Annotated in this window: 7 protein-coding genes; 5 read left to right on the forward strand and 2 right to left on the reverse strand. The window is 75.7% G+C overall.

Annotation, left to right across the window (positions count from 1 at the left end; translation table 11 throughout):
- Positions 1–6: 6 nt before the first annotated feature.
- Both ACFY32_RS31790 and ACFY32_RS31795 read right to left on the reverse strand, forming a co-directional pair.
- A complete protein-coding gene (locus ACFY32_RS31790) occupies positions 7–1,251 on the reverse strand; it encodes a serine/threonine-protein kinase (RefSeq protein ID WP_390676121.1) in 1,245 nt (414 codons plus the stop codon).
- A 195-nt stretch (positions 1,252–1,446) separates the two neighbouring features.
- On the reverse strand, positions 1,447–3,117 hold the full coding sequence (locus ACFY32_RS31795; protein WP_359202879.1) for a serine/threonine-protein kinase: 1,671 nt from the start codon (positions 3,115–3,117) through the stop codon (positions 1,447–1,449).
- 429 nt (positions 3,118–3,546) lie between these two features.
- Between ACFY32_RS31795 and ACFY32_RS31800 the strand changes: the two genes are divergently transcribed.
- The 5 genes from ACFY32_RS31800 to ACFY32_RS31820 all read left to right on the forward strand — a co-directional run bounded on the left by ACFY32_RS31800 (position 3,547) and on the right by ACFY32_RS31820 (position 13,966).
- A complete protein-coding gene (locus ACFY32_RS31800; RefSeq protein WP_390676135.1) occupies positions 3,547–7,461 on the forward strand; it encodes an FHA domain-containing protein in 3,915 nt (1,304 codons plus the stop codon).
- 252 nt (positions 7,462–7,713) lie between these two features.
- Positions 7,714–9,072, forward strand: coding sequence for an ABC transporter substrate-binding protein (locus ACFY32_RS31805; RefSeq protein WP_390676122.1), 1,359 nt, complete (start codon positions 7,714–7,716; stop codon positions 9,070–9,072).
- Positions 9,073–9,076: 4 nt separating this feature from the next.
- Positions 9,077–10,423, forward strand: a complete 1,347-nt coding sequence (locus tag ACFY32_RS31810) for a carbohydrate ABC transporter permease (RefSeq protein ID WP_390676123.1) — start codon at positions 9,077–9,079, stop codon at positions 10,421–10,423.
- Positions 10,420–11,304 carry a carbohydrate ABC transporter permease gene (locus tag ACFY32_RS31815; RefSeq protein ID WP_390676124.1) on the forward strand — a complete coding sequence of 295 codons (885 nt, stop codon included), beginning with the start codon at positions 10,420–10,422 and terminating at the stop codon, positions 11,302–11,304. The genes ACFY32_RS31810 and ACFY32_RS31815 overlap by 4 nt, the downstream gene beginning before the upstream one ends.
- A 145-nt stretch (positions 11,305–11,449) precedes the next feature.
- Positions 11,450–13,966: a CDP-glycerol glycerophosphotransferase family protein gene (locus ACFY32_RS31820; protein ID WP_390676125.1), complete on the forward strand. Its 2,517-nt coding sequence runs from the start codon at positions 11,450–11,452 to the stop codon at positions 13,964–13,966.
- Positions 13,967–14,030: the final 64 nt, after the last annotated feature.

The raw sequence follows: 14,030 nt of genomic DNA on the forward strand, positions 1-14,030 counted from the left end.
GCCGGGTCAGGGAGCGGCGGGCGCCGAGTTCCGGGTGTCCTGCGGGTCCGGGCCCCCGTCGTCGCCGCCGGTGGCCAGCCAGGTGCCGACGCCGACCGCCGCGACCAGGGCGGCCGCGCCCGCGCCGAGGGCGATCCGGCGGCGCCGGGCGGTGGCCCGGTTGCGGGCGGAGCCGGGGCGGGGGGCGCCGGCCGCGCGGGGGGCGCGGGCGGTGCCGAGGGCGCCGCCGGCCAGTTCGTCGGGAGCGGGGACGCGCATCGAGGTGTGGGTGTCCCGGTTGGAGTCCGCGGGCTTGGCGCCCGGCACGAGGGGGACCGCGCCGCGCCGCCGGACGCCGCCCCCGGCCGGTTCGGCGGGGCCCTCGGGGGCGCCGGTGGCCTCGTCGGCCTGTTCGGCGCCGGGTTCGTCCACGTCGAGGGGCGGCATGCCGCTGAGCAGCGGCAGCAGCTCGCGCAGCTCGGCGCCCAGCTCGGAGGCGCGCAGCCGGGAGGCGGGGGCCTTGGCGAGGCACTGGACGAGGAGTTGCCACAGCTCGTCCGGGATGCCGGGCAGCGGGACGACGGACTCGGTGACGTGGCGGCGCAGGACGGCTCCGGGGTGGCCGCCGCCGAACGGCGTGAAGCCCGCCAGCAGCTCGTACAGGACGGTGGCCAGGGCGTAGATGTCGACCGAGGCGCGCGGCGGGAGGCCCTCGACGATCTCCGGGGCGAGGTAGTCGGGGGTGCCGATGATCTTCGTGGCGCGGGTGCGGCGCGGGGTGTCGATGAGTTTGGCCACACCGAAGTCGGTGAGCAGCGCGCGGTGCGAGCCGCCGGGGCCGAGCGGGCCCTGCATGTCGAGCAGGATGTTCTCGGGCTTGACGTCGCGGTGGACGACCCCGGCGGCGTGCGCGGCGGCCAGCGCGTCGGCGACGTCGGCGACGACCGCGACGGCGGCCTCGGGGGCCAGGCGGCGTTCGCGGTCCAGGCGGGTGCGCAGGTCGGTGCCGCGGACCAGGTCCATGACGAGCGCGAGGTCGTTGCCGTCGACCACGAGGTCGCGTACGGAGACGATGTGGGGGTGCTCCAGGCCGAGCAGGGCGGTGCGCTCCTGGACGAAGCGGCCGACCAGCTCCTGGTCGGACGCGAGGTCCTCGCGCAGCAGCTTGATCGCGACGGGGCCCTCGGGTCCCTCGCCCAGCCACACCGTGCCGGCGCTGCCCCGCCCGAGGATCTGGTGGGCGGTGTACCGGCTGCCGATCTTCCGTGCCAAGACTGCTCCTACCGACGCGTGTTGCCGACGCTGCGCCGGTCCGGGGGCCGTCCCCCGGACCCCCGGTCCACAGACCCGGCCCTCGGTCGACAAAACTACGCGTCCGGGGAGCCGCCCTTCACGGCGGAGGGGGAAATCACCCCTGGGATGTCGACATGTCTCCCGCCCGGCCGCTCGCGGGCGGGCGGGAGCCGGTCAGTTGGAGCCGGAGCCGCCCAGGTCCTCGATCCACCCCGTGATGTCGCCGATCCAGGTGGTGAGCTGGTCCCAGTAGCCCTTGGTGGTGCCGATCCACTCCTGGAGCGGGCTCAGCTCCCACACCAGCCAGCCGGCCACGAACAGCACGACGACGGTGACCAGGCAGCCCTTGAGGCAGCCGAGGCCGGGGATGTGCACCGGGTTGGCGCTGCGCCGCCGGGGCTCGCGCCGGGGACGCTGCGGCTCCGGCGCGGGCGGCGGGGCGTACCGCTGCGGCTGGTGGTGCGGCGGCTGCTGGGGCTGGGGGGTGGCGTACCGGCGCGGCTGCTGCTGCGGGCCGCCGTAGCCCTGCGGGGGCTGCTGGGGCTGCTGGGGCTGCCGGCGGGGCGGCTGCTGCGGGCGGGCGACCTGGCGCTGGGGGCGGCGGCGCAGCGGGTCCTCGTCGGGGTCGAGGTACTGGATCTGCGTCTGCTCGTTGCGGTCGCGGGCGGCGCGCAACTGGTTCTGCCAGGGGTGCGGGTCCTCGGGCCCGCCGGGCTGCCCGGGTCCGCCCTGCTGTCCCGGCGGTACGGGCGGCAGCACGGCGGTCGGGTCGGCCGCGCCCCGGTTCGGCAGGACGGCGGTGGGGTCGGCGGCGCCGGCCGGGCCGCCGGTGTGCGGGAGCACGCTGGTCGCGGCGTTGGGGTCGTAAGCGCCGTGCTGCGGGAGGACCTGGGTCGGGTCGGCGGCGCCGGGGGTGTCCGGCACCGGCGCGGGGGCCGGGTCGGGGGCGAGCAGCGCGCCGACGTTCTCGGCGGCGCCGATCTGCGCGGAGCCGGCGTGCACGCCGATGCCCTCGGCGACGACGCGCAGGCCGCGCGCCAGGTTCTCGGCGCTGGGGCGCTCGTCGGGGTTCTTGCGCAGGCAGCGCTCGATGACCGTCCACAGGGGGTCGGGGACCGTGGAGGGGCGGCGCGGCTCGGCGCTGAGGTGCTGGTGGAGGACTTCCAGGGCGGAGCCGCCGGAGAACGGCGGGCGGCCGGTGACCAGCTCGTACAGCAGGATGCCGGCGCCGTAGATGTCGACGGCGGAGGTCTGCGGGCGGCCCTCGGCGGACTCCGGCGCCACGTACGCGGGCGTGCCGACGAACTCGTGGGTGCGGGTGAGGCCGGGCGAGTCGGCGAGGCGGGCGATGCCGAAGTCGGTCAGCATCGGGTGCATCCGGCCGTCGTCCTGTTTGAGCAGGACGTTGGCCGGTTTCAGGTCGCGGTGGACCACGCCGTCGGCGTGGCTGGCGGCGAGCGCGTCGGCGATCTGCGCGGTGAGCAGCGCGGCGGCGACGGGGCTGAAAGGGCCGTTCTCGCGCAGGTAGCGGTGCAGGTCGGGGCCGTCGACGAGGTCCATGACCAGCGCCAGCAGATCGCCCTCGACCACCAGGTCACGGACCCGGACGATGTTCGGGTGGGTGAGCCGGAGCAGGACGGAGCGCTCCCTGAGGAAGCGCATCACGACGTCGGCGTCGTTCGCCAGCTCCTCCTTGAGGACCTTGATCGCGACGGTCTCGCCGGGCTGTCCGGCCACGGCCGCCTCGGCGCCCGCGGTCTCGCGCTGGCGGGCTCGCCAGACGGTCCCCGTGGCACCGCGTCCGAGCGGCTCCTCGAGGAGGTACTTGCTGCCTACCGGCCGCACGTCATGCGCTCCCTGTTGCTTGCTGGCTGTTCCGACCCACTGTAGTGCCGCCGCCCGTGGTAGCGGGCTGTCGTCCGGCTGTGCTCCGGCCGGGTGCGGCACGGCCCGCGCCCGCCGGTTCCGGAACATGTCCGAGGAAAAGACGCGCGGTCCGGTCCCTTGGTTGCCGCCGGCGCGCGTGACCGATCTCAACCGGTGCTCGAACGATCATCCGGGCCGCACTGGTCAGGCATTTTTGCGGGCAGAGCCGACCATTCAAGATCATTTGACGGCCGGTGGCGGGCGCGTTGTCAGTGGCAGGTGCGAGGATGCGTGCAGTACTGGCCGACGTGCTCGTGTGGCGGTGGGGGAAGTCCGTGGCGGGGGGACCGCGGGACGGCTTCGTCCCCGGACGCGCGGGCGCCCGTGCAGAAGGGACCGCTGACGGCGATGCAGATCCGGCTGACCGTCGTAGACCCGCTGGGCCCGTCCTCCTCGCCGGCGCCGGGCCGCGCCGCGAGCTGCGACGTGCTGGTCACGGCGCCCGTCGGCACGGCCCTGGCCGGTGTGGCGTCCGCCCTCGCCGCGGCGGTCCCGGGCGGTGACGGTTCGGGTCCGGTGGTGCTGTACGCGGGCGAGCGGCGCCTGGACGCGCAGCGGTGCACCCTGGGCGAGCCGCCCCTGATCGACGGCGCCGTGCTGTACCTCGGCGCCCCCGGCGACCCCGAGCCCCACCCCGAGTCCGCCGACGCCCCGACCCGGCTCCACGTGGTCGCGGGCCCGGACGCGGGCGGCGTCCACCTGCTGCACGGCGGCCAGATCCGCATCGGCCGCTCCGCCGACGCCGACGTCCCGCTCGACGACCCCGACGTCTCCCGGGCGCACTGCGCGGTCACCGTCGCCGCCGACGGCCGGGTGGCGGTCGCCGACCTCGGCTCCACCAACGGCACGACGCTGGACGGCACGCGCGTGGGCAACCGTCCGGTGCGGTTCCCTCCGGGGGCGCTGCTGCGGATCGGGGAGTCGGCGCTGCGGCTGGTCCCGGCGCGGGGCACCCACGCGGGCGCCCGCGCGGCGACCACGCCGGACGGCGAGGGGTTCGTGCGGGTCCCGGTGGCGGGGGGCCGTGCGGGTGAGGGGGCCGGTCCCGGACGGGCGGGCGGGGAGGTACGGGAGTCCGGGGACGTACGGACTGGCGGTGACTCACGCGAGTCCGGGGACGTACGGGAGTCCGGCGGCCTACGGGCTGGCGGTGACCTACGGGAGTCCGGCGGCCTACGGGGCAGCGGGGAGGTACGGGAGCCCGGGAACGTACGGGCTGGCGGTGACGTGCGGGAGTCCGGCGGCCTACGGGACGGCGGTGACGTATGGGGCGGCGGTGACCCGCGGGACTCCGGCGACGTACGGGACGAGGGTGACGTACGGGAGCCCGGCGACGTACGGGGGCGCGGCGACGTACGGGAGCCCGGCGACGTACGGGAGCCCGGCGACGTACGGGAGCCCGGCGACGTACGGGAGTCCGGCGACGTACGGGACGGCGGTGGTCCGGCGTGGGGTGCCGCGGGGTCCGCGCGGGCTGCCGGGAGGCCGGAGTGGGCTGCCGGGGCGGTGCGTGAGGGCGAAGGGAGCGCGCAGGAGGCCGGTGCGCCCCGGCGGGCGACCGGGCACGCGTACGGTACGGCCGGGTGGGGTGCCGCCGCCGAGACCCCGGGGGCGCGCGGGCACGGGCCCGCGGAGCCGCTCGTGCCGGGCCAGGGCGGCGCTCCCCGCATCGAGAGCCACGGCACGGGCGCGTCCGGAGACACGCACGGGGGGCGGTCGGGGGCGGTCGGCTTCGACGCGGACCACCTCCTCGGCACCGGGGACCCGTACGGCACCTCCGGGCTGCCGCCCGCGCCGCGTCCGGCGGCCCCGGACGGCGGCGGCGCGGCCGGGCGCGGCCCCGGCCCCCACGCCCCGGGGCCCTCCCCCGACAGGAACGGAACTTCCTCCTCCTCTTCTTCTCCGCCGCCCGCGGCCGGCGGCCGGAAAGGTACCCCGCTGCGCGGCACCGACGTGCCGCCGGGCGTGCGGCGGCGCGGCGGACTGTCGGCGTGGGCGCGGAAGCTGACCGGCGGCCGGGCCGAGCAGGCGCCGCTCCCGGAAGAGGGGGAGTACGGCGCCGAAGGGCCGCCCCCGGCCGACCCCTCCCCCGTGCCGGAGACCTGGCCGGACGCGGCCGCGCTGCTGCTGACCGCGCTGGGACCGGGCCCCCGGCTGTGGGAGCGCGGCCCGGCGCATCCGGAGCTGCTCGCCGTGCGGCTCGGTACGGCCGACCGGGTGGCGCCCGGCGGCGCCCCGCTGCCCGCGGTCCCGGTGACCGCCGGGCTGCGCGAGTCCGGGGCGCTCGGGCTCGCGGGCCCGCGCGAGCGGCTCGCCGGGCTGGCCCGCTCGGTGCTGGCGCAGCTCGCCGCGCTGCACTCCCCCGACCTGCTGGAGATCGTTCTGATCAGCGCGGACCGTGCGCGTCCGGCGGCGGAGCGGAGCGCCGAGTGGTCCTGGCTGGGCTGGCTGCCGCATCTGCGTCCCGGGCACGGCCAGGACTGCCGCCTGCTGCTCGCCTTCGACCGCGAACAGGCCGCGGCCCGCGGCCAGGAGCTGCTCCGCCGCCTGGACGACCACCTCACCGACGCCCGGACCGGCAGCGCCCGGACGCCGTCCGCCGAGCGGCCCCCCGCGCCCGCGGACTCCGCCCCCCGCCCCTCGTGGGCGCGGGCGGACGACGGCACCGGGCCGATCGGGGGAGGCCACCCGGGGCCGTACACCGTGGTCGTCGTGGACGGGGACCCGGGCGGCGCGGACCTCAGGGAGACGGTGGCGAGGCTGGCCCTGGAGGGGCCGCGCGCCGGGATGCACGTGGTGTGCCTCGCCGAGACGGCCGCCGCCTCCCCGGCGTCGCCGGTCACGGAGACCTACGAGGCGGCCTGCGCGGCGAACCCGGTGTTCCGGGAGTGCGGTGCCGTCGCGCTGCTCAGCGGGGACGTGGCGACGGCGCTGCGGCTGCTGCGCGTCGCGCGGACCGGCGCGGCCCCGGCCGGGCCGGTCGGCCACGGCACGCTCGGCACGGTGGACGCCGTGTCGGCGGCGTGGGCGGAGCGGTTCGCGCGGGCGCTGGCGCCGTTGCGCCCGGAAGGCGGCGCGGGCGAGCGGCACACGCGGGTGTCCGCGTCGTTGCCCCAGGCGGCGCGGCTGCTGGACGAGTTGGGGCTGGCGCGGGCCACCCCGGCGTCCCTGATGGCCCGGTGGGCGGACGCCGCCGACGACCCCCAGGCGCTCGGCGGGCGGGCCGAGGCGGTGCTGGGCGCCGGACCGCGCGGCCCGGTCGGCGTGGACCTCGCGGCCGAGGGGCCGCACCTGCTGATCGAGGGACCGCCGGGCAGCGGCCGTACCGAGCTGCTGCGGGCGCTGGTCGCCTCGCTCGCCTCCGCCGAGCGCCCGGACCGGCTGGGCGTCGTCCTGATCGACGGCCGGGACGGCACGGGCGCGGGCGCGGGCGGCGGCCCCGGCGAGGACCTGCGGGTCTGTCTGGACGTCCCGCATGTGACGACGCACCTGGCCGCCAACGACCCGGTGCGGATGCGGGAGTTCGCGCAGTCCCTGAGCGCCGAGCTGAAGCGGCGCGCGGAGCTGCTGGGGCGGTCGGACTTCGCCGAGTGGCACACCGGGCGCGCGGTGTCCGGGCGGATGGTCGCCCAGCGGACGCCGGCGCCGGGCAGCGGGGGCGGGGGCGGGGCGGGGGACCTGGACTCTCCGCCGAGTTCGACGCTGAAGCTGCGGCCGGGGGCGGCCCGGCGGCGGGCGCAGGCCGCGCCGCCGCTGCCCCGTCTGGTGGTGGTCGTGGACGACCTGGACGCGCTGGTCACGCCCCCGCTGGGGTCGCCGGGGCGGCCCGCGGCGGGGTCGGTGATGCGGGCCCTGGAGGCCGTGGCCCGGGAGGGCGAGCGGCTCGGCGTGCACCTGGTGGCGGCCACCGCCCCGGGCGGCCGTACGGCACAGACGGAACCGGTGCGCCGGGCCACGCTGCGGGTGACGCTGGACGCGCCGGTGCCGGGGCCGGACGAACCGGCGCCGGGGCGCGGGCGGCTGGCCTCCCCGGACGGGCGGGTCACGCCGTTCCAGGGCGGCCGGGTCACGGGCCGCATCCCCCGGACGGCGACCCTGCGTCCGACGGTCCTCCCCCTGGAGTGGCACCGCATGGGCGACCCCCCGGCCCGCCGCCCGGTCCGCGAACTCGGCAACGGCCCCACCGACCTGGCCCTCCTCGCCAGCGCGCTGGAGCGGGCGGCCCGCGAGGTGTCGGCGGCGGAGGTGCCCTCCCTGCTGTGACACCGGGCAGGGGGCCGCCCGCCCCGTGCCGGCCCAGGCCCGCGCGCACCGCCCCGCCACCCCACCGCACCCCCGCTCCGCACCCACCTCCTCACCCACGTCCCTGGTCACGAGGCAATCACGATCTACGGGTTGACAAGGGATGCGCTCTTGCCGCCCCCGAGTGACCGGGCGTACACCAGAGCGCACGGGAGAGCGCCGAACGTTCGATGAGGAACGAAGAACGGGGCAGTGATGCGGACGAGCAACACCATGCGGACAAGCAGGACCGCAAGGGCCGCGGCGGCGGTGGTGACGGGAGCGCTCGCGCTCTCGCTCACCGCCTGCGGTGGCGACGGCGACGACGGGGACGACAAGGGCGGCGGCACCGGCGAGGAGACGGCGAGCACCGTCACCCTGCCCAAGCTGGACGGCGAGAGCCTCCAGGTCGCGGCCGTCTGGACCGGCGCCGAGCAGAAGAACTTCAAGGCGGTCCTCGCGGAGTTCGAGAAGCGCACCGGCGCGAAGGTGACCTTCGTGCCCGCGCAGGACCCGATCATCAACTTCCTCGGTTCGAAGGTGGCGGGCGGCGCCCCGCCGGACGTGGCGATGCTCCCGCAGCCCGGCGCCATCAAGCAGGCCGTCGACAAGGGCTGGGCCAAGCCGCTGGGCGCCGAGGCCACCAAGGAGCTGAGCGAGAACTACTCGCAGGGCTGGCAGGACATCGGCAAGGTCGGCGGCAAGCAGTACGGCGTGTACTACAAGGCCGCGAACAAGTCGCTGATCTGGTACAACGCCCAGGTCTTCGAGAACGCGGGCGCGTCGGAGCCGAAGACCTGGGACGAGTTGCTCACGGCCGCGCAGACCGTCTACGACTCCGGTGTGACGCCGTTCTCGGTGGGCGGCGCCGACGGCTGGACCCTGACCGACTGGTTCGAGAACGTGTACCTCTCGCAGGCGGGCCCGGAGAAGTACGACCAGTTGGCCGCGCACGAGATCAAGTGGACGGACCCCTCCGTGAAGGAGGCCCTGACCACGCTCGCGCAGATCTGGGGCAAGAAGGACTACATCGCGGGCGGCGCGAAGGGCGCGCTGCAGACGGAGTTCCCGGCGTCGGTGACGCAGACCTTCACCGGCGGCGACCAGCCGAAGGCGGGCATGGTCTACGAGGGCGACTTCGTGCAGGTCAACATCGGCGAGACCAAGGCGAAGGTCGGCACGGACGCCAAGGTGTTCCCGTTCCCGGCGGTCGGCGGCGACGCGCCGGTGGTCTCCGGCGGCGACGCGGCGGTGATCCTGAAGGACTCCGAGGCGGCGCAGGCGCTGGCGACCTTCCTGGCCTCGCCGGACGCGGCGACCATCCAGGCCGAGCTCGGCGGGTACCTGTCGCCGAACAAGAGCGTGGACGCCTCGGCGTACCCCAACGACGTGCAGCGCAAGATGGCCCAGGCACTGATCGCGGCCGGCGACGACTTCCGCTTCGACATGTCCGACCAGGCCCCGCAGGCCTTCGGCGGCACGCCCGGCAAGGGCGAGTGGAAGGCCCTCCAGGACTTCCTGAAGAACCCGAAGGACATCGCGGGTACCCAGGCGAAGCTGGAGGCGGACGCCTCCGCCGCCTACGGAGACTGACGCGATGGCGTCGACCGCGGCGACCGGGGCCCCGCCGGGCCCCGTCGCCCCCAAGGCGCGCAAGAGCGTGACCGGCACGCGCAGAACGGTGGCGGCCCTGTTCCTGCTGCCCGCGTTCGTGCTGCTCGGCGCGCTCGTGGTCTACCCGATCGGGTACTCGCTGTTCCGCAGCTTCTACGACCAGTCCGGCGACGGTTTCGCCGGATTCGACAACTACCGGGCGCTGTTCACCGACGACGGCATCCGCACCGCGCTGAAGAACAACATCATCTGGGTGGTGTTCGCGCCGACGGTCGCCACCGCGCTCGGCCTCGTCTTCGCGGTGCTGACCGAACGGGTGCGCTGGGGCACGGCGTTCAAGCTGGTCGTCTTCATGCCGATGGCGATCTCGATGCTGGCCGCGGGCATCATCTTCCGGCTGGTGTACGACCAGGACCCGGACAAGGGCGTCGCCAACGCGGTCTGGGTCGGGGTGCACGACACCTTCGCCGAGTCCTCGGCGTTCCCGAAGGCGCACCCGGGCCGGCAGTCGCCGCTGCGGGCGGCGGGCGGCGGGGCGTTCATCACCAAGGAGCCGGTCCGGGCCGGCACTCCGGTCGCCCTGCCCCTCGTCGGTGTCGCCCCCGACCAGATGCCCGGCAACGCCGGGAAGGCCGCCGCGCCGAAGGCCGAGCCGGGCAAGGTGACCGGCACCACCTGGCAGGACTTCACCCGCGGCAAGGGCGTCGGCAAGCTCGGCGGCGTCGACGCGAGCGAGCTGGGCTACCCCGGGATGCGGATCGAGGCCGTCAAGGACGGCAAGGTGGTGGCGTCGACGACGGCCGGCGACGACGGCGCGTTCACACTGCCCGCCGCCGCCGACAGGGCACAACTGCGGCTGCCCGCCGACAACTTCAAGGAGGCGTACAACGGCCTGGACTGGCTCGGCCCGTCCCTGGTCACCCCGGCGATCATCGGCTCGTACGTGTGGATGTGGGCCGGTTTCGCGATGGTGCTGATCGCGGCCGGGCTCGCGGGCGTGCCCCGGGAGCTGCTGGAGGCGGCCCGGGTCGACGGGGCGAACGAGTGGCAGGTCTTCCGCCGGATCACCGTGCCGATGCTGGCGCCGGTCCTCGCGGTCGTCGCCGTCACCCTGATGATCAACGTACTGAAGATCTTCGACCTGGTGTTCATCATCGCCCCCGGCTCCTCCCAGGACGACGCGAACGTCCTGGCGCTGGAGCTGTACCGCAAGGGCTTCTCCGAGGACCAGCCGGGCGTCGCGAGCGCGATCTCGGTGTTCCTGCTGCTCCTGGTGATCCCGGTGATGTGGTTCAACGTGCGGCGGCTGCGGCGGGAGGTGCGGCGATGACCGCGGACACGAGTACCGCGACCAAGGCCCGGCGCTCGCTGGGGTCCCGCCTGGCCGAGGGCGTCAGCGGCGGTCTGGTGCGGGTGTTCCTGATCGTGGTGGGCCTGTTCTGGCTGGTCCCGACGATCGGGGTGCTGCTGTCCTCGCTGCGCACCCCGGACGCCATCGGCGCCGACGGCTGGTGGCACGTGTTCAGCAAGCCCTCCGAACTCACCTTCGCCAGCTACGCGGACCTGCTGGAGAACGGCGACATCACCGACTCCCTGGTCAACACCGTGCTGATCACGGTCCCGGCGACGGTCCTCGTCGTCGTGATCGGCTCACTGGCCGGTTACGCGTTCGCGTGGATGGAGTTCCCGGGCCGCGACTGGTGGTTCCTGGGCGTGGTGGGGCTGCTGGTGGTGCCGGTTCAGGTGGCGCTCATCCCGATCGCCGAACTCTTCGGCAAGATCGGCCTGTTCGGCTCGCTGCTGGGCGTGATCCTGTTCCACGTCGGCTTCGGACTGCCGTTCGCGGTGTTCCTGCTGCGGAACTTCTTCGCCGAGATCCCCCGCGAACTGCTGGAGGCGGCCCGGCTGGACGGCGCCGGCGAACTGCGGCTGTTCGCCCGGGTGGTGATGCCGCTGGGCGGGCCGGCGATCGCGAGCCTGGGCATCTTCCAGTTCCTGTGGGTGTGGAACGACATGCTGGTCGCGCTGATCTTCGCGGACTCCGGGAACCAGCCGATCACGGTCGCCCTGCAGACCCAGGTACGGCAGTTCGGCAACAACGTCGACGTGCTGGCGCCCGGGGCGTTCATCTCCATGGTGGTGCCGCTGGTGGTGTTCTTCGCGTTCCAGCGGCAGTTCGTGTCCGGGGTGATGGCGGGCGCGGTCAAATAAGCGGACGGCGCGGATCGTTGGGGCGGACCTCACGGTCCGCCCCTTGCCGTTTCCGGGCGTCCCCCGAATGCCGTAGCCGCCGTAACCAAGTCACTCCATCGGCCGTTCCCGGGCCGAACGCCCGCGCCGACCCATGGATGTCCCCGTGCCCCGGTTCAGTGTCATCGTCCCCGCCCACCAGGTCCAGGCGTACCTGCCCGCCTGCCTGGAGTCGGTGCTGTCGCAGTCGTATCCGGATCTCGAACTCCTCGCGGTCGACGACGCCTCCCCGGACGCCTGCGGCGAGATCATCGACGAGTTCGCGGCCCGCGACCCGCGGGTGCGGGCCGTGCACCTGCCCGAGAACCAGGGCCTCGGCCCCGCCCGCAACGCCGGGATGCGCGAGGCGACCGGCGACTACCTGGTCTTCCTGGACGGCGACGACACCCTGACCCCGCAGGCGCTGCGGCTGATCGCGGACCGGCTGGAGGAGACCGGCGAGCCGGACGTCCTGGTGTACGACTACGCGCGCACCGACTGGACCGGCGAGGCCGTCCGCAACCGGGCGGCGGCCCGGCTCACCGAGGACGGCCCGGCCCCGTTCCGGCTCGCCGACCGCCCCGGCCTGCTGAACCTGCTGATGGTGGCGTGGAACAAGACCTGCCGCCGCGAGTTCGTCGAGCGTGCGGGCCTCACCTTCCCGCCGGGCTACTACGAGGACACCCCGTGGACCTACCCGGTGCTGATGAGCGCCGGGTCGATCGCCACCCTCGACCACGTCTGCGTGCACTACCGGCAGCGCCGGGGCAGCATCCTGGGCACCCCCGACCGGCGGCACTTCGACGTGTTCGCCCAGTACGACCGGGTGTTCGCGTTCCTGGAGTCGGCACCGGAGCCGGTGGAGGCGGACCGCTGGCGGCCGGTGCTGTACCGGCGGATGCTCGACCATCTGACGGTGGTGTACTCCCGGCGCGACCGCCTGCCGCGCGGCTCGCGCGCCGAGTTCCTGCGCCGGGCGCGCGCCCACTGCCGCCGCCACCGCGTCCCGGGCGCCCCCGCCCCGCTCCCGGTGCGGCTGCGGCACGCCCTGGTCAAGCTGGGCCTGCACCGCACCTACCGGGTGCTGCGGCTCGCCGCCGCGCTGCGCCGCCGTACGGCCAGGGCCGCCGTCCGGGCGCCGCGTGCCGCGCGGACCCTCGCCCTGCGCGCGCACTACCGCCTCCAGCGGCTGCTCCCGCTGCGCGCCGACCGCGCGGTGTTCGCCGCCGACGCGGGCGCCGGGTACGGCTGCAACCCGGGGGCGCTGGAGGGCGCGTTCCGCGAGGCCGCCCCGCACATCCGCACCGCGTGGGCCACCGGCCCGGCGCTGCACCACACGGTCCCGCCCGGCACCCGCCGCGTCACCCCGGGCACCGCCCGGTACTTCACCGAGCTGGCCCGCGCCAAGTACGTGGTGCACAACGCGCCCTTCGACCGCCGGCTGGTCAAGCGGCGCGGCCAGGTGCTGGTACAGACGCAGGCCGGGACCCCGCTCGGGCACATGGGCCTGGACCTCCTGGAACGCCCGGCCGCCGCCGGTGCCACGGACTTCCCTGACCTGCTGCGGGACGCCGGCACCTGGGACTACGTCCTGTCCGCCAACCGCCACTCCACCCTGACCTGGCAGCGGGTCTTCCCCGGCCGCTACACCGTGCTGGAGTACGGCCAGCCGCGCACCGACGCCCTCCAGCGGGCGACGCCCGACGACGTGACCCGGTCGCGCGAGCTGCTCGGCGTCCCCGAGGGCACGGTCGCCATCCTGTACGCGCCCGCCCCCCGCGACTACCGGCGCACCCAGCTTCCGGCCCTGGACCTGGAGCGCGTCCTGCGCCGCCTGGGCCCCCGCTTCCTGGTGCTGGTCCGCGGCGAGCAGGCCCGGCCCGTCCACCCGCTGGCCTCGGCGGCGGGCCGGATCGTGGACGTCACCGGCCACCCGGGCCTGACCTCGCTCTGCCTCGCCTCGGACGTGCTGCTCACCGACTACGCGCCCCTGATGTTCGACTACGCGGGCCTGGACCGCCCGATCGTGCTGCACACCGCCGACCACGAGGCGTACGAGGCGGCCCGCGGCACCTACGTCGACCTGCGGGCCTGTCCGCCGGGCGCGATCGCGCGCAGCGAGGACGAGCTGATCGACATCTTCGCCAGCGGGCACTGGCGGGGGGCGCGCGCCACCCGGCTCAGGGCGGCGTTCCGGGAGCGGTTCTGCCCGTACGACGACGGGCGGGCCGCCGAGCGGGTGGTGCGCCGGATCGTGTTCGGCGACGACGAGAGCGAGCTGCCGCCGGTGGTACCCCCGCACGAGCGCCACCCGGCGCCGGGCGCGGCGGGTTCACCGACGGATACACCGCCGCCGACAGTGCCAGGCCCGGCCACCGGTTCCCCGACGGGAACACCGCTCACGACGGCGCCCGCCCCTACGGCGGGCTCACCTACGGCGGGCTCACCGACGGCGGGCTCACCGACGGCGGGCTCACCGACGGACACGCCGCTGACGAGGGTGCCCGCCCCGGCGGCAGGCCCCCCGGCGGGGCCGCCGCTGACGAAGGCGCCCGGCCCGGCGGCAGGCTCCCCGGCGGGGCCGCCGCTCACGACCGCGCCCGGCCCGGCGGCAGGCTCCCGCGTCGTCTCCGACCGCCTCTGACCGTCGCTCGTACCGGGAGTCCGCCATGCCCCACAGCCCGTCGCGGCCCGTTCCGACCCGGCCG

The organism is Streptomyces sp. NPDC000134 (assembly GCF_042899225.1).
GTDB lineage: Bacteria > Actinomycetota > Actinomycetes > Streptomycetales > Streptomycetaceae > Streptomyces.

Bases quoted from the DNA above. Each gene is read 5' to 3' on its own strand.
- ACFY32_RS31810 (WP_390676123.1), top strand. From the start codon at position 9,077: ATGGCGTCGACCGCGGCGACCGGGGCCCCGCCGGGCCCCGTCGCCCCC.
- ACFY32_RS31815 (WP_390676124.1), top strand. From the start codon at position 10,420: ATGACCGCGGACACGAGTACCGCGACCAAGGCCCGGCGCTCGCTGGGG.
- ACFY32_RS31800 (WP_390676135.1), top strand. From the start codon at position 3,547: ATGCAGATCCGGCTGACCGTCGTAGACCCGCTGGGCCCGTCCTCCTCG.
- ACFY32_RS31805 (WP_390676122.1), top strand. From the start codon at position 7,714: ATGCGGACAAGCAGGACCGCAAGGGCCGCGGCGGCGGTGGTGACGGGA.